Annotated in this window: 17 protein-coding genes; 10 read left to right on the top strand and 7 right to left on the bottom strand. The window is 74.3% G+C overall.

What is annotated here, in order from left to right; all coding sequences use genetic code 11:
- Window positions 1-9 precede the first annotated feature (9 nt).
- From ACZ7LK_RS17625 to ACZ7LK_RS17610, 4 genes are read left to right on the top strand one after another with little or no spacing between them, the layout of a single operon-like run.
- Window positions 10-678 carry a hypothetical protein gene (locus tag ACZ7LK_RS17625; RefSeq protein WP_471141680.1) on the top strand — a complete coding sequence of 223 codons (669 nt, stop codon included), beginning with the start codon at window positions 10-12 and terminating at the stop codon, window positions 676-678.
- 27 nt (window positions 679-705) lie between these two features.
- Window positions 706-1,230 carry a hypothetical protein gene (locus tag ACZ7LK_RS17620; protein ID WP_392273935.1) on the top strand — a complete coding sequence of 175 codons (525 nt, stop codon included), beginning with the start codon at window positions 706-708 and terminating at the stop codon, window positions 1,228-1,230.
- 11 nt (window positions 1,231-1,241) lie between these two features.
- A complete protein-coding gene (locus ACZ7LK_RS17615) occupies window positions 1,242-1,979 on the top strand; it encodes a hypothetical protein (protein ID WP_392273934.1) in 738 nt (245 codons plus the stop codon).
- Window positions 1,976-3,328 carry a lytic transglycosylase domain-containing protein gene (locus tag ACZ7LK_RS17610; protein WP_471141677.1) on the top strand — a complete coding sequence of 451 codons (1,353 nt, stop codon included), beginning with the start codon at window positions 1,976-1,978 and terminating at the stop codon, window positions 3,326-3,328. Before ACZ7LK_RS17615 ends, ACZ7LK_RS17610 begins: the two co-directional genes overlap by 4 nt.
- Here the strand turns inward: ACZ7LK_RS17610 and ACZ7LK_RS17605 are convergent.
- Window positions 3,305-4,381, bottom strand: coding sequence for an ATP-dependent DNA ligase (locus tag ACZ7LK_RS17605; protein WP_392273932.1), 1,077 nt, complete (start codon window positions 4,379-4,381; stop codon window positions 3,305-3,307). The genes ACZ7LK_RS17610 and ACZ7LK_RS17605 overlap by 24 nt on opposite strands.
- Before the next feature lie 74 nt (window positions 4,382-4,455).
- Here ACZ7LK_RS17605 and ligD point away from each other — a divergent pair, with 74 nt between their 5' ends.
- The 4 genes from ligD (at window position 4,456) to ACZ7LK_RS17585 (ending at window position 8,296) form a co-directional block, all read left to right on the top strand.
- Entirely contained in the window at window positions 4,456-5,466 is a 1,011-nt protein-coding gene (gene ligD / locus ACZ7LK_RS17600; protein WP_392273931.1) for a non-homologous end-joining DNA ligase, read from the top strand.
- A 62-nt stretch (window positions 5,467-5,528) separates the two neighbouring features.
- Entirely contained in the window at window positions 5,529-6,326 is a 798-nt protein-coding gene (locus ACZ7LK_RS17595; protein WP_392273930.1) for a VOC family protein, read from the top strand.
- A gap of 282 nt (window positions 6,327-6,608) precedes the next feature.
- Window positions 6,609-6,860 carry a WhiB family transcriptional regulator gene (locus ACZ7LK_RS17590; protein WP_392273929.1) on the top strand — a complete coding sequence of 84 codons (252 nt, stop codon included), beginning with the start codon at window positions 6,609-6,611 and terminating at the stop codon, window positions 6,858-6,860.
- A gap of 83 nt (window positions 6,861-6,943) precedes the next feature.
- Window positions 6,944-8,296, top strand: a complete 1,353-nt coding sequence (locus tag ACZ7LK_RS17585) for an SDR family NAD(P)-dependent oxidoreductase (protein ID WP_471141672.1) — start codon at window positions 6,944-6,946, stop codon at window positions 8,294-8,296.
- Here ACZ7LK_RS17585 and ACZ7LK_RS17580 read toward each other — a convergent pair.
- From ACZ7LK_RS17580 to ssgD, 5 genes are all read right to left on the bottom strand, one after another.
- Window positions 8,268-9,209, bottom strand: a complete 942-nt coding sequence (locus ACZ7LK_RS17580; protein WP_392274362.1) for a chitosanase — start codon at window positions 9,207-9,209, stop codon at window positions 8,268-8,270. The genes ACZ7LK_RS17585 and ACZ7LK_RS17580 overlap by 29 nt on opposite strands.
- Window positions 9,210-9,420: 211 nt before the next feature.
- Complete coding sequence (locus ACZ7LK_RS17575; protein WP_392273927.1) at window positions 9,421-10,392, bottom strand: acyl-ACP desaturase; 972 nt, start codon at window positions 10,390-10,392, stop codon at window positions 9,421-9,423.
- Between the two features lie 220 nt (window positions 10,393-10,612).
- On the bottom strand, window positions 10,613-12,895 hold the full coding sequence (locus tag ACZ7LK_RS17570; RefSeq protein WP_471141668.1) for an ATP-binding cassette domain-containing protein: 2,283 nt from the start codon (window positions 12,893-12,895) through the stop codon (window positions 10,613-10,615).
- A gap of 172 nt (window positions 12,896-13,067) precedes the next feature.
- Window positions 13,068-14,702, bottom strand: coding sequence for an ABC-F family ATP-binding cassette domain-containing protein (locus ACZ7LK_RS17565; RefSeq protein ID WP_471141665.1), 1,635 nt, complete (start codon window positions 14,700-14,702; stop codon window positions 13,068-13,070).
- 245 nt (window positions 14,703-14,947) lie between these two features.
- Window positions 14,948-15,364, bottom strand: coding sequence for a spore wall synthesis regulator SsgD (gene ssgD, locus ACZ7LK_RS17560; protein ID WP_392273924.1), 417 nt, complete (start codon window positions 15,362-15,364; stop codon window positions 14,948-14,950).
- A 159-nt stretch (window positions 15,365-15,523) separates the two neighbouring features.
- Here ssgD and ACZ7LK_RS17555 point away from each other — a divergent pair, with 159 nt between their 5' ends.
- Window positions 15,524-16,666: a WD40/YVTN/BNR-like repeat-containing protein gene (locus ACZ7LK_RS17555; RefSeq protein ID WP_469464232.1), complete on the top strand. Its 1,143-nt coding sequence runs from the start codon at window positions 15,524-15,526 to the stop codon at window positions 16,664-16,666.
- Window positions 16,667-16,700: 34 nt separating this feature from the next.
- Here ACZ7LK_RS17555 and ACZ7LK_RS17550 read toward each other — a convergent pair whose 3' ends face one another.
- Window positions 16,701-17,000, bottom strand: a complete 300-nt coding sequence (locus ACZ7LK_RS17550) for a YciI family protein (protein ID WP_471141661.1) — start codon at window positions 16,998-17,000, stop codon at window positions 16,701-16,703.
- Between the two features lie 103 nt (window positions 17,001-17,103).
- Here ACZ7LK_RS17550 and ACZ7LK_RS17545 point away from each other — a divergent pair, with 103 nt between their 5' ends.
- On the top strand, window positions 17,104-17,793 hold the full coding sequence (locus ACZ7LK_RS17545) for an endonuclease V (protein ID WP_471141658.1): 690 nt from the start codon (window positions 17,104-17,106) through the stop codon (window positions 17,791-17,793).
- Window positions 17,794-17,824: the final 31 nt, after the last annotated feature.

Raw genomic sequence — 17,824 nt, 5'->3', positions numbered from 1 at the left:
GGCCGCAGGGTGGATGCCCTGATCCCCGCGCCCCGCTCGTCCCCCGAGGCGCCCCAGACCCCCGCGCCCCGCTCGTCCCCCGAGGCGCCCGAGGCGCCCGAGCCCCCTGCGGTGCCCGAGGCCCCGGACGCCACCGGGGCCCCGGACGTCCCCGGGACCGTCCGGGGCGGCCGGTGGCGCATGCCCTTCCGGCCCCGGGTGCCCGCTGTGCTCGCCCTTGCGCTGCTCGCCTGCGCCGCCGCACTCCTCCTCCGCGCCCAGGAGCTGAACGGCGCGCCCGCCCTGGACGACCGGGCGCTGACCGACACCGCGGCCACCGACCGGGTCCTGGAGGAGGTCGGCGAAGGGCTCGCCCAGGTCTTCTCGTACGGCCCCGGCGACACCGCCCGGACCCGCGAGGCGGCGCGCCGGGTCCTGGCGGGCCGGGCGGCCCGCCAGTACGAGGCCCTGTTCGGCCAGGTCGAGCAACGGGCCGCCCAGCAGGGACTCACGCTCACCACCCATGTCGTACGCGCCGGGGTGACCCGGCTCGACGACCGCGGCGCGCACCTCCTGGTCTTCCTCGACCAGGTGGCCCGGCGCGCCGGCAAACCCGCCACCACGGTCGCCGCGCAGCTCTCCGTCACCGCCGAACAGCGCGGTGACCACTGGCAGATCGTCGACATCCGAGCGCGATAGGGGGCTCCCGTACCGATGGCCCGCACGATGAGAGGCAACCCGCTCCAGGCGACCGCGGCCGCACTGGTCCTGCTCGCGGCCGGCGGCGCCGGCTGGGGCGGCTGGTCCTGGTACACGGCGGCGCACGACGAGTCCGCCGCGTACGCCACGACCCGCGACGAGGTGCTCGCCGCGGGCGAACAGGCCGTGCAGAACATGAACACGCTCGACCACCGGGACCTGCGGCGCGGACTGGACCGCTGGCAGGACTCGGCCACCGGCGGCCTGCTGGACCAGCTCACCCAAGGGCGCCCGCAGTTCGAGCGGCAGATCCAGCAGGCCAGGACGGTGACCAGCGCGAAGGTGCTGGCCGGCGCGGTTACCGAGCTGGACGCCCGGGCCGGGCGGGCCGGCGTGATGGTCGCCCTCCGGATCACCGTGACCCCGCCCAAGGGCAAGCCCGCCGCCAAGGAGAGCCGGATGCTCGGCGAGCTCACCCGGACGCCCGAGGGCTGGAAGCTCAGCGCCCTCGGCCAGGCACCGGTCGGCACCACGACGCCCGCCGCCGACTGAGAGGACCCGCCATGTCGACGACACGTCACCTCATTGAACGGCAGCGCCGCCTGGCCGCCGCGGACGCGCCCCGCACGGCCCCGCCCCCGCCCCGGACGCGGCGCACCGACCCCACGTCCCGGACCCGGCGCACCGAACCGCCCGCCCCGCCGCGCGCCGGGCGTACGCGGTCCGGCTCCCCGCCACGCCCCGGGGACGCCGGGGCCGGCTCCCCGCCCCGGACCCGCCGGCGCCACCGGCTGCCCGTGGCCCTGGGCGTCCTCACCGTCCTCCTGGGCGGTTTCGCCGCCTGGTCGACCGGGGAGGCGGCCGCCCTGCGCGACACGCCCGCCGCCCGCAACGCCGCGCTCACCGACACCGCCCGCACCACCGAGGTCAAGGGCCAGGTCACCAAGGCGGTGAACGAGCTCTTCTCGTACGACCACGCCGCCACCGCCACCGCCGACAAGGCCGTCCGCGCCCACCTCACCGGCAAGGCGGTCGGGCAGCACCGCGCCATGCTCGCCCCGGTCCGGGCGCAGGCCGCGAAGCACGGACTCGTCCTCACCACCACCGTCACCCACAGCGGCGTGGAGCTGATCGACGGCGACCGCGCGCGCGTGCTGATCTACGCGGACCAGAGCAACACCCGTACGGCGGCGAAGAAGCCCGAGACGACGTACGGCGCCGCCGTGTTCGCGGTGGACGCGGTGCGCGAGGACGGCACCTGGCGCATCGCCGTCATCGACACCCTGGGAGCGGGCTCATGAGGATCCGCGGGAGGGTACGGGGGCGGCTGCGGGTCCGCCGGGGGGTCACCGGAACGGCCGCGGCCGTGACGGCGATGGCCGCGCTGACCGCGTCGCAGGCACCCGGGTTCGCCCGGCCCCCGGCGCCGGTGCCGGCCGCGGAACGGGCCCCGGCGGGGGACCGCGCCGGGGCCGCCGTGCCACGGCCACCGGGCGACGGGGCGTACCACACGGAACTGCCCCCGTTGGCCTCGCCCGCGCCACTGCGGGCACCCCGGCCGGGGAGCGCCCGCCCCGCCGCCGGGCCGGTCACCGTCCAGTCCGGGATCCCGGCCACCGTCCTCGCGGCCTACCGGCGCGCCGAGGCCGCCGTCGCCCGCACCGACCCGGGCTGCCGGCTGCCCTGGCACCTGCTCTCCGCGATCGGCAGGGTCGAGTCGGGCCAGGCGCGCGGCGGGCGGGTCGACGCCCGTGGCACCACGCTGGAGCCGATCCTCGGTCCGGTGCTCAACGGCGCAGGGTTCGCCCGGATCACGGACACGGACGGCGGGGCGTACGACGGGGACCCGGTGTTCGACCGGGCGGTCGGCCCCATGCAGTTCATCCCCTCGACCTGGGCCCGCTGGCGCGCGGACGGCAACGGCGACGGGCGCCGGGACCCCGGCAACGTGTACGACGCCGCCCTCGCCGCCGGGCGCTACCTGTGCGCGGGGGAGCGGAACCTGAGCGTCAAGGCCGACCTGGACCGGGCGGTCCTGAGCTACAACCACTCGGACGCCTATCTCCGGACGGTGCTGGCCTGGCTGGCCTTCTACCGGCACGGGGCGCACCCGGTGCCGGACACCACCGGCGTGCTCCCGGCGAGCCCCGGCGCGGGGCGTCCGGCCGGCGGCGGGCGGGTGACCGGGCCGGGCGCGGGCGCGGGTGGCGGGATCGTGGTCGGCCCGCGGCCCCCGTCCGGCCCGCCGGTCGTCCGTCCGCCGGCGCGCCCGTCCCGGCCCCCCGCCGGCCCTGCCCCGTCCCCGTCCACGACGCCCGCCCCCTCTCCGACGCCCGCCCCCTCTCCGACGCCCGCCCCCTCTCCGACGCCCGCCCCCTCTCCGACGCCCGCCCCGGCTCCGTCCCCGTCCACCCCGCCCACGCCGACCCCGGGGCCCACGGATCCGCCGGGCCCGTCCCCGGACCCCACCTGTCCGTCACCTACCCCGACCCCGACCCCGGTGCCGACCCCGTCACCGAGCCTGCCCCCGTCCCCGACCCCGACCGCGTCGCCGTCACCGGACCCGGGCGGCCCGCCCTCGCCGGGCGCTCACGTGCGGGCCGGGGAACCCGCCGGGGCGCCCTGCTCACCCGCCGCTCCCGCCCCCTGACAGCACCTCACCGAGGTCGTAGGAGACGGGTTCCTCGAGCTGGCCGTACCCGCAGCTCTCCGGCGCACGGTCCGGCCGCCACCGGCGGAACTGGGCGGTGTGCCGGAACCGGCTGCCCTCCATGTGGTCGTACCCCACCTCGCACACCAGCTCGGGCCGCAACGCCACCCATGACAGGTCCTTCTTGCCGGACCAGCGGCTCGGCGCGCCCGGCAGCCGGGCGGTCTCGTGCGCGGCCCCGTCCGTCCACGCGGCCCAGGGGTGTCCCTCGGGCGGGTCCATGCGCAGCGGTTCCAGCTCGTCGATCAGCTCCGCGCGCCGTTTCGCGGTGAACGCGGCGCACACGCCGACGTGCTGGAGAGCGCCGTGGTCGTCGTACAGGCCGAGGAGGAGGGAGCCGACGACCGGGCCGCTCTTGTGGAAGCGGTAGCCGGCCACGACGACATCGGCAGTCCGCTCGTGCTTGATCTTGTACATCAGCCGGGCGTCGGGCCGGTAGCGCAGGTCCAGGGGCTTGGCGATCACTCCGTCGAGCCCGGCGCCCTCGTACTGCTCGAACCAGCCGCGCGCCACCTCGATGTCGGTGGTGCACGGGGCGAGGTGGACGGGTGGGCCGGCCCCGCGCAGGGCCTCCTCCAGGGCCGCCCGGCGCTCGACGAGCGGGAGGTCCATCAGCGAGGCGTCCCCCAGCGCCAGCAGGTCGAAGGCGATGAACCGCGCCGGGGTCCGCTCGGACAGCATCGTCACCCGGGACGCGGCGGGGTGGATGCGCTCGGTGAGCCGGTCGAAGTCGAGCCGTCCCTCGTGGGCGATCACGATCTCGCCGTCGACGACGCAGCGCTCCGGGAGCCGGGGCGGCAGGCCGGTGACCAGCTCGGGGAAGTAGCGGGTCAGCGGCTTGCCGGTCCGGCTGCCGATGATCAGTTCCGGCCCGTCCCGGTGGACGACGGCCCGGAAGCCGTCCCATTTGGCCTCGTACTGCATTCCGGGCGGGATCTTCTTCACGGACTTGGCCAGCATCGGCTTCACGGGCGGCATCACCGGCAGGTCCATGGCTCGATTCTGCCCGACCGTGCAGCGATATGCCCGATATGCGATGTCTGCTCGTGGGTCCTACTGTGGCGCCCATGGGAAACGCGGTGGAGCTGGAGGCAGGCGGGCGGACCGTACGCCTGTCCAACCCGGACAAGGTCTACTTCCCGGAGCGCGGCTTCACGAAGCTGGACGTGGCGCGCTACTTCCTCGCCGTGGGCGACGGCATCACCCGCGCCCTGCGTGACCGCCCCACCACCCTGGAACGCTTCGTCGACGGCGTGGAGGGCGAGTCCTTCTTCCAGAAGCGCGCTCCCAAGAACCTCCCCGAGTGGATCCCCACCGCCCACATCACCTTCCCCAGCGGGCGCTTCGCCGACGAGATCCGCCCCACCGAGATCGCCGCCGTCATCTGGGCCGCCAACCTGGGCACGCTCACCTTCCACCCGTGGCCCGTCCGGGGCGACGCGACCGATCACCCCGACGAGCTGCGCATCGACCTCGACCCGCAGCCCGGCACCGGCTTCTCCGACGCGGTCGCCGCCGCGCACGAACTGCGCGCCCTGCTCGACGAGCACGGACTGCGGGGCTGGCCGAAGACCTCCGGCGGCCGCGGCCTCCACGTCTACGTGCCGATCGAGCCGCGCTGGGACTTCACCCGGGTTCGCCGCGCCGCCATCGCCGTCGGCCGCGAACTGGAGCGGCGCATGGAGGGCCGGGTCACCACCGCCTGGTGGAAGGAGGAGCGCGGCGAGAAGATCTTCGTCGACTACAACCAGACGGCCAGGGACCGGACCATCGCCTCCGCCTACTCCATCCGCCCCCGGCCGCACGCCCCGGTCTCCGCCCCCCTGCGGTGGGACGAACTGGACGACGTCGACCCGCGCGACTTCGACCTGGCGACCATGCCGGTGCGGTACGCCGACCACGGGGACGTCCACGCGGACATGGACGACCACGCCTTCACCCTCGACAGCCTGCTGGAACTGGCCACGAAGGACGAGCGCGACCACGGGCTGGCCGACCTGCCGTACCCGCCGGACTACCCGAAGATGCCGGGTGAGCCCAAGCGGGTGCAGCCGAGCCGCGCCAAGAAGACCGGCTAGCCGGTCATACGGGCGGCCCCCTCCTGATGCGGCGGTCCGCCGGCGGCGCCACACTCGGCACCATGCTGACCACCCGTCATCCGACCGGTTCCCCGGACTGGCTCGACCTCGGCACCCCCGACCCGGCGGCCGCGCTCGCCTTCTACGGCGCCCTGTTCGGCTGGGACTTCCGGCCGGCCGGTCCCGGCACCGGCGGCCACGGCCTGTTCCAGCTCGACGGCCGGACCGTCGCGGGCGGCCCGGCCCTCACCCCCGGCCGGGCCGCACCCGCCTGGACCCTCCACTTCCGCACGGCCGACGCCGACGCCACCGCCACCGCCGCGCGCGACGGCGGCGGGACGGTGCTGTCCGGCCCCGCGGACGTCCCCGGCCTCGGCCGGACGGCGCTCCTCGCCGACCCGGCCGGCGCCCGCTTCGCCGTCCGGCAGCCCGGCGCCGACGGGGGCCTGGAACGGGTCGGCGTCCCGTACGCACTGTGCTGGGCGGAGCTGTACACCCGCGACCCGGCCGCCGCGATGGCCTTCTACGGGTCGGTGCTCGGCCTGGAGTCATCCTGCTCGACCCGGCCCGGCGACACCCGCTCGCCCCTCGTCCTCGCCCCGGCGGACGGCGGTGACGACGCCTCCTTCGGCAGCCTGGTGCCGCTGCGCACCGATCCGGTGGAGACGGCCGAAGCCCCGTACTGGACGCCCGTGTTCGAGGTCCCCGACGCCGACGCGACGGCCGCCGGGGCGGCCCGCCTGGGCGGCACCGTCCGGCTGGCCCCGGAGGAAAGGCCCGGCCTGGGCCGTTTCGCCAAGCTGACCGACCCCCAGGGAGCCCGGTTCGCGGTCGTCACCGGCCTCGCGACACGGGCCTGACGCCGAAAGACCCCGGCCGACCAGGAAACACCCCGGCCCGACACGGGGGCACTCGGCCCGACACGGGGGCACTCGGCCCGTCCCGGGAACACCCCGGCCGTCCCGGGAACACCCCGGCCCGACACGGGACACCCCGGCCCGACACGGGACACCCCGGCCCAACGCCTTGCCGATCACGTCCCGCAGGCCCATGATTACGGAGCGAACCGGCGGACCGCCCGCCGGTGCCGCGTTGATCGTTCGTTGACGAGCCGTTTATCGGGGCCGGGCAGCGTGTCCGGCATGCCGATCAACCGCACCGCTCTCGACGACCACGAACTCGCCTGGCGGGAAACCGCCCTGTGCGCCCAGACGGGCGCCGACTTCTTCTTCCCCGACCCGGGCTCCTCCACCCGCGAGGCCAAGCGTCTCTGCGGCGCCTGTGAGGGCCGCGAGGCCTGCCTGGAGTACGCCCTCACCCACGATGAACGCTTCGGCGTCTGGGGCGGCCTCTCGGAGAAGGAGCGATACGCGCTGCGCCGCCGTGAGCGCTGAGCGCGGCCGGCCGGCACCGGGGGAGCCGCGGGCCCGATATCCGGGTGCCGGTCCCGGCGGACCGCCCGTAAGATCACATGCGCATGGAGCAGCAGCACAGCGCAGTGACGGACGACGAGCTGGCCGCGTACGGCCGCACGGTGGAGCGCCTCCGGGCCCTGCCGCTCGACGACCCCCGGCGGATGCGGGCCGAGGAACTGGCCGCCTCCTTCGCCCGCGAGAGCCGCAACAAGCGCCGCAAGGCCAGGCAGCGGGCGCGGTCGCGGGCCGACGCCCTGCTCAGCGCCGCCACCGCGACCGGTGCCCTCGACCGGCGTGAGGACGCGCCCCTGCCGACGCCCCCGCCGGACCGGCGCGGCAGCGTGGGGGAGTTCCTCAAGCCGCGGCACTGCTACGTCTGCAAAGCGCTCTATCGACAGGCCGATGCCTTCTACCACCGGCTCTGCCCCGCCTGCGCCGCCGACAACACCGCACGCCGCACCCTGTCGACCGACCTGACGGGGCGCCGGGCGCTGCTCACCGGCGGCCGCGTGAAGATAGGGTTCCAGCTCGCGCTGATGATGCTCCGCGACGGCGCCGAACTCCTCGTCACCAGCCGCTTCCCCCAGGACACCCTGCGCCGCTTCCGCGCCGCCGAGGGCAGCGGCGACTGGCTGGAGCGGCTCACCGTCGTGGCCATCGACCTGCGCGACCCGCGCCAGGTCCTCGGACTGTGCGAGCGGCTCCTCGCCGAGGGCCGGCCCCTCGACATCCTCGTCAACAACGCCGCCCAGACGATACGCCGCCCGCCCGAGTCGTACGCCGCGCTGCACGCGGGGGAGCGCGGCGAGCTGCCGGGCGGGGTCGTCGTGGCCCCGGGGTACGCCCCGGACCTGCCGGCCACCGGTGACGGCGCCCTCGCCCTCGTACTCGGCCGCGAGACGGACGAGGCGGGTCTGCTCCCCGACCCGGCTCCGCGCAACTCCTGGTCCGCGCGGCTCGGCGAGCTCGACCCCGCCGAGGTGCTGGAGACCCAGCTCGTCAACGCGCTCGCGCCCGCGCTGCTGTGCGACCGCCTGCTGCCGCTGCTGCTGGCCTCCCCGCACCCGCGCCGCTACATCGTCAACGTCAGCGCGGTGGAGGGACGGTTCGCCGTGCGCAACAAGACGGCCGGTCACCCGCACACCAACATGGCCAAGGCCGCGCTCAACATGCTCACCCGCACCAGCGGCGAGCACCTGGCCGCGCGGGGCGTGCACATGTGCAGCGTCGACACCGGCTGGATCACCGACGAGAACCCGGCCCCCCGCAAGGCGCGGATCGCCGCCGCCGGCATCCGCACGCCGCTGGACGTGGTGGACGGCGCGGCCCGCGTCTACGACCCGATCGTCCAGGGCGAGGCGGGCGCGCCGGTCGCCGGGGTGTTCCTCAAGGACTACCGGCGGGCTGCGTGGTGATGCGGTACGTCTCGCCGTAGGTCTGCCAGGTCAGCGGCACCCGGAGGTCCATGTTCCCGTCCCGCAGGAACACCCGCTGGGCGGTGTCGATGCGGGACGTGTCGCGCTCGCGCTCGGTCTTCTGGAGCTTCATCACGGCGCGGCTCTCGTCCAGGAACGCGTTGAGGTACGCCTTCTCGTCGCCGCCCTCCGCCGCCGTCGGGGCCTTCTTCATGGCCGCGGCGCGGATGCCGTAGAACGCCTGCGGGCCCACGCCGGGGCCGTGCAGCACCATCGCGTCGAAGTAGATGAACTGGCCCAGCGTGGACAGGCCGTCCATCTTCGCCAGCCGGACGGCCGGGTCGAAGTAGATCCGGTCCCTCATCACGTCCTGCGCCCGGCGGAACGCCGGGTCCTCGGCGGCCTCCTTCCACGCGGCGGTGAAGCCGGGGTCGAGGCCCTCGTGCGAGTCGGTGCCGTCGACGGCGCGCAGCGCCGGGAGGTACCGGGCCAGCGGATTGTCCGGGTGCTCCTTGGTGAAGTACTCGACGAGCTGGAGCATGTCGTTGGTGCCGGAGCAGAACCCGATGACACCGGCGGTGTAGCCGTTTCCGTCGTGGATGTCCTCGATGTCGTCGTACTGGCCCCGCCAGTCGAGGGTCGAGTTGTCCGCGCTCGCCACCAGCCGGGCGGCGAGCTCCTTCTTGCCGGGCGCGGCCAGGCCGGCCGGCATCGCGGCGATGCGCGCCTCCAGAGCCTTCCGCTCGTCCGGTGTGCCCGCCTTGAGCGGGTTCGGCGCGCCCGAAGCCGTGGCCGCCTGCGGTGCGGGGCTCTGGTCGGCGGCGTCGGCGGGGCGTACGGAACCGTCGCCTCCGCCGAAGACGAGGGAGGCGCCGATGGCTATCGGGGCGCCGATCAGGAAAAAGCGGGTCACAGGCTTCACGCGGCACAGCGTACGACGCGGCCGCACGGTCCCTGTGAGCGCCCTGTGCGCCCCACGCCGCTCCGCCTCCGCGCGCCGATGGCCCCGGCCCGGCGCGCGCCCGGCGCCGGTCCCTCCCCCCGCCCGCGGGCCGGGGGAGGGGCCGGCCGCCGGCAGCGGCTGGAGCGCTCCGGGGCGCACCGGGCGGCGCGCCGGGCACGGGTCAGCGGCCGCGGGCCGCCATGCGTGCCTTGCGGGCCGCGAGCTTCTCGTCGAACTTGCTCGCCTCCGCGTCCAGCCCGCCCATGTACAGGCCCAGCTCCTCCTGCGCCTTCAGGCCCTCGGGGCCCAGTCCGTCGATCTCCAGGACCTTCAGGAAGCGCAGCACCGGCTGGAGCACGTCGTCGTGGTGGATGCGCAGGTTGTAGATCTCGCCGATCGCCATCTGCGCGGCCGCCCGCTCGAAGCCCGGCATGCCGTGGCCCGGCATGCGGAAGTTCACGACCACGTCCCGCACCGCCTGCATGGTCAGGTCCGGGGCCAGCTCGAAGGCCGCGCCCAGCAGGTTCCGGTAGAAGACCATGTGCAGGTTCTCGTCGGTCGCGATGCGCGCCAGCATCCGGTCGCAGACGGGGTCGCCCGACTGGTGGCCGGTGTTGCGGTGCGAGATGCGGGTGGCAAGCTCCTGGAAGGCGACGTACGCCACCGAGTGCAGCATCGAGTGGCGGTTGTCCGACTCGAAGCCCTCACTCATGTGGGACATCCGGAACTGCTCCAGCTTGTCCGGGTCCACGGCGCGCGAGGCGAGCAGGTAGTCGCGCATGACGATGCCGTGCCGGCCCTCCTCGGCCGTCCAGCGGTGCACCCAGGTGCCCCACGCGCCGTCCCGCCCGAAGAGCGAGGCGATCTCGTGGTGGTAGCTGGGCAGGTTGTCCTCGGTCAGCAGGTTGACGACGAGGGCGATCTTCCCGATGTCGGTGACCTTGGACTGCTGCGGCTCCCAGGCCTCGCCGTCCTCGAACAGGCCGGGGAAGTTGCGGCCGTCCGACCACGGGACGTACTCGTGGGGCATCCAGTCCTTGACGACCTTGAGATGGCGGTTGAGCTCCTTCTCGACCACCTCCTCCAGGGCGTACAGCAGCCGGGCGTCGGTCCACGCTTCCGAACTGCCGAGGGAGGGAGAGGTGAGGGTCATACGGGTGCTCCTGGGGACGGGAGATTACTTACGGCTTCGTAGGTTACGAGACCGTAGGTTAAGGGGGCCGTAAGCCTGAGCCAACCCCGGGCCCCCGAATGGAGGCTTACGTTCCGTTATGCGCCCAGGTCGCGGAGCCGCACCGAGAGGCACGTCACGCGGCCGTCCCGCACGGCGGCCCCGGAAACCGGTGACCGCCCCCTACCCCGTCCGCACCCGGTCATTCGACGCCCAGATCCCGGCGCAGGTACGCGGCCGTGACCGACTTCCGGTCCCGGAGCAGCTCCGCGGGCGTGCCCTCGAAGACCAGCTCGCCGCCCTGCTTGCCACCGTCCGGGCCCAGGTCGATCACCCAGTCCGCCCGCTTGACCACGTCCAGGTCGTGCTCCACGCACACCACCGTGTTGCCCGCGTCGACCAGCCGGTCCAGCAGTCCGACCAGCGTGTCCACATCGGCCATGTGCAGCCCGGTGGTGGGCTCGTCCAGCACGTACACGCTCCCCGTGCGGTGCAGCCGCGTCGCCAGCTTGATGCGCTGCCGTTCGCCGCCCGACAGGGAGCTGAGCGGCCGGCCGAGCGTGAGGTAGGTCAGGCCCACGTCCACAAGCGTGCGCAGGGTGCGCCTGAGCGCCCGGTCGTCGAAGAACGCGATCGCCTCCGCCGCCGTCATCTCCAGGACGTCCACGATCGACCGGCCCCGCACCCGGTGCTCCAGCACGTCCTCATGGAAGCGCCGCCCTCCGCACGCCTCGCACGTCGTGGTGACCGGGTCCATGAATGCCAGGTCCGTGTGGATCACACCCCGGCCCCCGCACCCGGCGCAGGCGCCCGCCGAGTTGAAACTGAAGAGGGACGCCGGGACGCCGTTCTCCTTTGCGAACACCTTCCGTACGGTGTCCATGATCCCCAGGTACGACGCCGGGGTCGACCGCGAGGACGCCGTGATCGCGCTCTGGTCGATGACCACCGCCTCCGGATGGGCCGCGGTGAACACCTCCGACACCAGGGTCGACTTGCCCGACCCGGCCACCCCCGTCACCGCCGTCAGCACCCCCGTCGGGAAGCGGACGTCTATGCCCCGCAGGTTGTGCAGGTCCGCCCCAATCACCGGCAGCGCCCCGGTGGGCGTACGGAAGGTCTCCTTGAGCGCCGTACGCCGCCGCAAACACCGTCCGGTGAGCGTGTCCGCCTCCCGCAGGCCCGCGAACGGTCCCGCGTACACCACCTCCCCGCCCTCCGCGCCGGCCCGCGGCCCCATGTCGACGACATGGTCGGCGACGGCCATCACGTCCGGGTCGTGCTCCACCACCAGCACCGTGTTGCCCCGGTCCCGCAGCCGCACCAGCAGGTCGTTCAGCCGCCCCACGTCGCGCGGGTGCAGCCCCACGCTCGGCTCGTCGAACACGAAGGTCAGCCCGGTCAGCGAACTTCCGAGGTGCCGCACCACCTTCAGCCGCTGGCCCTCGCCGCCCGACAGGGTCGTGGTCTCCCGGTCCAGGCTCAGGTACCCGAGCCCGATCCCCACCAGCCGCTCCAGCCGCTCACGGGCGGCCGCCGCGATCGGCGTGGCCACCGGGTCGTCGATCCCCGCCAGGACGCCGACCAGGTCGGCGACCTCGATCCGCGCGTAGTCGGCGATGTTCAGCCCGTCGATGCGGGTCGCCAGCGCCGCCTCGTTCAGCCGCGCCCCGCCGCACGCCCCGCACGGCCCCTGGGTCGTGACCGCCCGCACGGTCTCCTTGTACGTGTCCGAGAGTCCCGCGGTGTCCCGCTTCAGGTACAGCCGGTCGAACCGGTCCACCAGCCCCTCGAACCGCACGTCGGCCGCACCGGACTTCATCGTCAGCCGCACCGTCGGCCCGGCGCCCGCGCCCGCCCCGTACAGCAGCGTCCGGCGCTCCGCCTCGGTGTACTCGGCCAGCGGCTTGTCCGGGTCGAACAGGCCCGAACCGGCGTACAGCTTCCACTGCCAGCTCCCGACGGACGTGCCCGGCAGCCGCAGGGCGCCGCCGTTGAGGGACCGCGACCAGTCGACCGCCTTGTCGAGGTCCAGCCGCACCGTGCGCCCCACCCCGTCGCACTCCGGGCACATCCCCGACGGGTCGTTGAAGGAGTACGCGGTCGCGGGGCCGGCGCTGGGCGTGCCGTACCGGGAGAAGAGCACCCGGAGCACCGGGAAGATGTCCGTCATCGTGCCGACCGTCGAGCGGACGCTGCCGCCGATGGGCTTCTGGTCCACCACGACCGCCACCGACAGGTCGTCGATCGCGTCGACCTGCGGCCGCTCGTACTTCGGCAGCCGGTTCCTGAGGAACGAGGTGAACGTCTCGTTGAGCTGCCGCTGCGACTCGACGGCGATGGTGTCGAAGACCACCGACGACTTGCCGGAGCCGGACACGCCGGTGAAGACGGTGATGCGGTTCTTCGGGAGGGAGAGGGAGACGCCCCGCAGGTTGTTCTCGCGGGCGCCCTCGATCACGATGTGCGATGCCGTGGAAGCCATACGACGACGCTAAGGCGAATACCCGACACCTTCTGTCGGGTATTCGCCCCAGCCGTTCCCAGCCGTTCCCAGCCGTTCCGCGCCGAGTCCGCGCCGAGTCCGGGCGGGTGCCGACCCGCGCGGGTCGTGCGCGGCCGCGCCGGTCCGCGCGCGCCGGCCGGCTGCCCGGCCGTCAGAGGCCGGCCAGCACCTCCTCCTCCGTTGTCGGGCGCAGCTCGCCGTCCTCCAGCAGCAGCCAGCGGGTGATGCCGATCGACTCCAGGAACGGCACGTCGTGACTCGCCACGATCAGCGCCCCCTCGTACGCGTCCAGCGCCGCCGTCAGCTTCCGCACGCTCGCCATGTCGAGGTTGTTCGTCGGCTCGTCCAGCATCAGGAGCTGCGGCGCCGGCTCGGCGAGCAGCAGCGCGGCGAGCGCCGCACGGAACCGCTCGCCGCCCGAGAGCGTCCCGGCCGGCTGGTCGGCACGGGCGCCCCGGAAGAGGAAGCGGGCCAGCCGCGCCCGGATCCGGTTGTTGGTCGCCTCGGGCGCGAACCGCGCCACGTTCTCGACCACGCTCAGGGCGTCGTCCAGGACGTCGAGCCGCTGCGGCAGGAAGCGCAGCGGAACGTGCGTCACCACCTCGCCCGACACCGGCTCCAGATCGCCCGCGATCGTGCGCAGCAGGGTCGTCTTGCCCGCCCCGTTGCGTCCGACGAGCGCGATCCGCTCCGGGCCGCGCAGCTCCCACTCACCGCCGACCCGGGCCCCGTACCGCAGCTCCAGGTCGCGCAGCAGCAGCACGCCCCGGCCCGGCGGCACCAGGGTGTGCGGCAGCTCGATACGGATCTCGTCGTCGTCCCGCACCGCGTCCACCGCCTCGTCGAGCCGCTCCCTCGCCTCGGCGAGCTTCTGCGCGTGCATGATGCGGTGCTTGCCGGCCGACTCCTGCGCCGCCCGCTTGCGGGCACCCATCACGATCTTCGGCTCGCGCTTGTTGTCGTACATCTTCTGTCCGTACCGCTTTCGCCGCGCCAGCTTCACCTGTGCGTCGGCCAGCTCCCGCTTCTGCCGCTGCACGTCGGCCTCGGCGACCCGCACCATGCGCTCGGCCGCCTCCTGCTCGGCGGCCACCGCCTCCTCGTAGTCCGAGTAGGCGCCGCCGTACCAGGTCACCTCGCCGTCCCGGAGGTCGGCGATCCGGTCCACCAGCTCCAGCAGTTCACGGTCGTGGCTGACCACCACCAGGACGCCGGACCAGGCCTCGACGGCCGCGTACAGACGGCGCCGGGCGTGCAGGTCCAGATTGTTGGTCGGCTCGTCGAGCAGCAGGACACCGGGCCGTGCCAGCAGCAGGGCGGCCAGCCGCAGCAGTACGCACTCGCCGCCCGACACCTCGCCGATGGTGCGGTCCAGGCCGATGTGGCCGAGGCCGAGCTGGTCGAGGGTGGCGCGCGCCCGCTCCTCCACGTCCCAGTCGTCGCCGATCGCCGTGAAGTGCTCCTCGCTCGCGTCACCGCCCTCGACGGCGTGCAGAGCGGCGCGGGTGGCGGCGATGCCGAGCGCCTGGTCTACCCGGAGCGAGGTGTCCAGCGTGGCGTTCTGCGGCAGGTAGCCGATCTCGCCCGCCGTGCGCACCGTGCCCTCGGCGGGGGTGAGTTCACCGGCGATCAGCTTCAGCAGGGTCGACTTGCCGGACCCGTTGACGCCGATCAGGCCGGTCCTGCCGGGGCCGACCGCGAGCTGGAAGCGGTCGAGGACCTCGGTGCCGTCCGGCCACGAGAAGGACAGGTCGGTGCAGGTGATGGAGGTGGGGAAGGTAGACATACGGGTCTCCCTGTTGCGTCGGGGAAGAAGAAGGGCAACGGGTGAGACACCAGGACGGCTCGCGGGCCGAGGTCGCACACATCAGCGCGCACAGCGCCGAACGCGGCTGTGCGACACGGTGTCTCGAGACCTCAGACGAGCAACGTCCTACTCCGTTCGACGACGACAAGGGCCGGGAACGACGCTACGCCCGGCGCGTCCGGGGCGGCAACGGAATATCGGCGGCGCGGTGCGCCGAGCGCGGATCAGCGGGCGTCGCGCAGCAGTTCGGTCAGGTCCTGGTCCAGGTCCAGGTACCGGTGCTCGCAGCCGGCCGGCACCAGGTGCTGGGCGCGCCGGAGGAACCGGCGCACCTCGGAGGTGCGCACATGCACCATGGCGACGCCCTCCGGGGCGTGGAACTCCACGACCGTACGGTCGTAGCCGTAGGGGCGTACGCGCACGTCGCCGAGCCCGGCCGGCTCCTCGACGCCCGCCGCGAGCAGCTCCCGGGAGAACTCCCAGGCCACGTCGACGCCTTCCAGGGTCGCCCGCGCGGGGAAGGCCATCTGGACGGCGAAGGGGTTCCCCCGGTCGTAGCGCAGGGTGGCGGCGACGGTTTCCGTACGGGGCGCGGACGCGACCAGCCGGGCCTGTACGGCCTGCTCGATGACGGTGGACAAGGCCTGCTCCCTCACACGCGGCTGCGGCGGTACGACTCCTGCACCGGGAAGGACGACGAATTCCGGCGTCGCGTGCACTGGCTCCGGGTGTGACGTGCGTCACCGAGGCGCCCTGGACGGGCCGGAGCGGGTGGGCTACGTTCCCGCGCCATGACGCCGATGGGGAAGTCGATGGGGAAGACGGGACGCGTGGTGTCGCTGGGGCTGTGCGGGGTGGCGCTGGCGGCCACCCTGGCCGCCGCCCCGGCACCGGCGGGGGCGGCAGCGGGGCGGGCCGATGCGTCCGGGGCGGGCGCCCCCGGGGCCGGCGCGTCGGGAGCCGGCCCGTCCGGGGCCGCCTGGCGGCTGAAGCCGACCGGGACGGAGGTGCGTTTCCGGGGCCTGGCGGCCGTCAGCCGTTCCAGCGCCTGGGTGGCCGGCTCCAAGGGCACCGTGCTGCGCACCTCGGACGGTGGCCGGAGCTGGCGGAACGTCTCGCCGCCCGGCGCGGGCGACCTGGAGTTCCGGGACGTCGAGGCGTTCGACGGCCGCCGCGCGGTCGTGCTCGCCATCGGGGAGGGCGAGGCGTCCCGGATCCTGCGCACCGACGACGGAGGGCAGAGCTGGACCGAGTCGTTCCGCAACACCGACCCCCGGGCCTTCTACGACTGCGTCACCTTCCTCGACCGCCGCCACGGCCTCGCCGTGAGCGACCCGGTCGACGGCAAGTACCGGGTTCTGTCCACCGGTGACGGCGGGCGCTCCTGGAAGGTGCTGCCGGACACCGGCATGCCCCCCGCCCTGCCCGGGGAGGCCGGGTTCGCGGCGAGCGGCCAGTGCCTCGTCGGCGCCGGCCCGAGGGACGTGTGGCTGGCCACCGGCGGCGGTGCCACCGCGCGCGTGCTGCACTCCGCCGACCGGGGCCTGACCTGGACGGCCGCCGGGTCGACCATCCCTGCCGGTGACCCGGCGCGCGGGGTCTTCGCGCTGGCGTTCCGCGACCGCGCGCACGGCCTGGCCGTCGGCGGCGACTACCGGACCGGGCAGCCCTCGCCCCTCGCGGGCGCCCTCAGCCGGGACGGCGGCCGCACCTGGCGGCAGGCCGCCACTCCGCCGCCCGCCTACCGCTCGGGCGTGGCCTGGCTCCCGCACAGCAGGACGGCCGCCCTGGCCGTGGGGCCCACCGGGACGGACCTCACCACGGACGGCGGCCGCACCTGGCGGACCGTCGACACCGGCTCGTACGACACGGTCGACTGCGCCGCGGACCACGGGTGCTGGGCCTCCGGCGAGAAGGGCCGGGTGGCACGGCTGGAGCGGTGAGACCAGCGGCCGTACGCCGGCCGTTCCCCGGTGGCTACGACGGCAGTTGCTGGCGGTAGGCGGCGAGTTCGGGCGCGGTCCTGGTCGCCAGGAACTCGGTGACGCGGTACGCGCACACGCCCGCGGTGACGAAGGGGTCGGTGGCGGTGATCCGCTCGATCTCCGCCCGGTCGTCCCCGGCGGCCAGGATGATCCCGCCGTCCCGCGGGTTCTTGCGGCCCGAGGCGATGAACACCCCGGACGCGTAATGGGAGTCCAGCCAGGCGACATGCTCCGCAAGGAGCGCGTCCACCCGCTCGAGGGGGCCGGTGTAGGTCAGTTCCAGTACGAACATGGTGGCGAGGCTATCGGGCCCCGCCGGCGGTCCCGGCGGCGGAGGTCTCCTCGGCTCCTTGCCCGCCCCCGTGGGGCGCGCCGCCGTTAAGGTGGCCGTCACTATGACGATCATCGAGAAGCCCGCCGACTGGCCGTCCGACGAGGCGGAGGCCCTGGCCGTCCAGGACGAACTGCGCGGCCGCGTCGTCCTGGACGAGCCCGGCCCGCCCTCCGGCACCGGAGTGGTCACCGGCGTCGACGTGGCCTACGACGACGAGCGGGACCTCGTCGCCGCGGCGGCCGTCGTCCTGGACGCCCGCACCCTGACCGTCGTCGAGGAGGCCACGGCGGTGGGCCGGGTGTCGTTCCCGTACATCCCCGGGCTCCTGGCCTTCCGGGAGGTGCCGACCGTGCTGGCCGCCCTGGCCGCGCTGCGGCGGGACCCCGGGCTGGTGGTGTGCGACGGCTACGGCCGGGCCCATCCCCGGCGCTTCGGCCTCGCCAGCCACCTCGGCGTGCTCACCGGCCTGCCGGTGATCGGCGTGGCCAAGAACCCGTTCACCTTCACCTACGAGCAGCCCGCACCCGCACGCGGGGCGTCCACCCCCCTGGTCGCGGACGGCGAGGAGGTCGGCCGGGCGCTGCGTACCCGGGAGGCCGTCAAGCCGGTGTTCGTCTCGGCGGGCCACCGGGTCACCCTGGAGAACGCCTGCGCCCACACCCTGCACCTGACGCCCCGCTACCGCCTCCCGGAGACCACCCGCCTCGCGGACTCCCTGTGCAGGCAGGCCCTCAAGGAGGTGACGGCCTGACCGGCCGGCTCCGGTGCGTCCACGCCGACCC

The sequence above is a fragment of the Streptomyces sp. NPDC039423 genome, from assembly GCF_055598725.1.
Note: the sequence above shows the minus strand (reverse complement) of the source record. Positions and strands in the feature narration are given on the sequence as shown.

Coding starts and splice junctions, on each gene's coding strand:
- ACZ7LK_RS17620 (WP_392273935.1), top strand. CDS start 706: ATGAGAGGCAACCCGCTCCAGGCGACCGCGGCCGCACTGGTCCTGCTC.
- ACZ7LK_RS17615 (WP_392273934.1), top strand. CDS start 1,242: ATGTCGACGACACGTCACCTCATTGAACGGCAGCGCCGCCTGGCCGCC.
- ACZ7LK_RS17610 (WP_471141677.1), top strand. CDS start 1,976: ATGAGGATCCGCGGGAGGGTACGGGGGCGGCTGCGGGTCCGCCGGGGG.
- ACZ7LK_RS17605 (WP_392273932.1), bottom strand. CDS start 4,381: ATGGACCTGCCGGTGATGCCGCCCGTGAAGCCGATGCTGGCCAAGTCC.
- ligD (WP_392273931.1), top strand. CDS start 4,456: ATGGGAAACGCGGTGGAGCTGGAGGCAGGCGGGCGGACCGTACGCCTG.
- ACZ7LK_RS17595 (WP_392273930.1), top strand. CDS start 5,529: ATGCTGACCACCCGTCATCCGACCGGTTCCCCGGACTGGCTCGACCTC.
- ACZ7LK_RS17590 (WP_392273929.1), top strand. CDS start 6,609: ATGCCGATCAACCGCACCGCTCTCGACGACCACGAACTCGCCTGGCGG.
- ACZ7LK_RS17585 (WP_471141672.1), top strand. CDS start 6,944: ATGGAGCAGCAGCACAGCGCAGTGACGGACGACGAGCTGGCCGCGTAC.
- ACZ7LK_RS17575 (WP_392273927.1), bottom strand. CDS start 10,392: ATGACCCTCACCTCTCCCTCCCTCGGCAGTTCGGAAGCGTGGACCGAC.
- ACZ7LK_RS17570 (WP_471141668.1), bottom strand. CDS start 12,895: ATGGCTTCCACGGCATCGCACATCGTGATCGAGGGCGCCCGCGAGAAC.
- ACZ7LK_RS17565 (WP_471141665.1), bottom strand. CDS start 14,702: ATGTCTACCTTCCCCACCTCCATCACCTGCACCGACCTGTCCTTCTCG.
- ACZ7LK_RS17555 (WP_469464232.1), top strand. CDS start 15,524: ATGGGGAAGTCGATGGGGAAGACGGGACGCGTGGTGTCGCTGGGGCTG.
- ACZ7LK_RS17550 (WP_471141661.1), bottom strand. CDS start 17,000: ATGTTCGTACTGGAACTGACCTACACCGGCCCCCTCGAGCGGGTGGAC.
- ACZ7LK_RS17545 (WP_471141658.1), top strand. CDS start 17,104: ATGACGATCATCGAGAAGCCCGCCGACTGGCCGTCCGACGAGGCGGAG.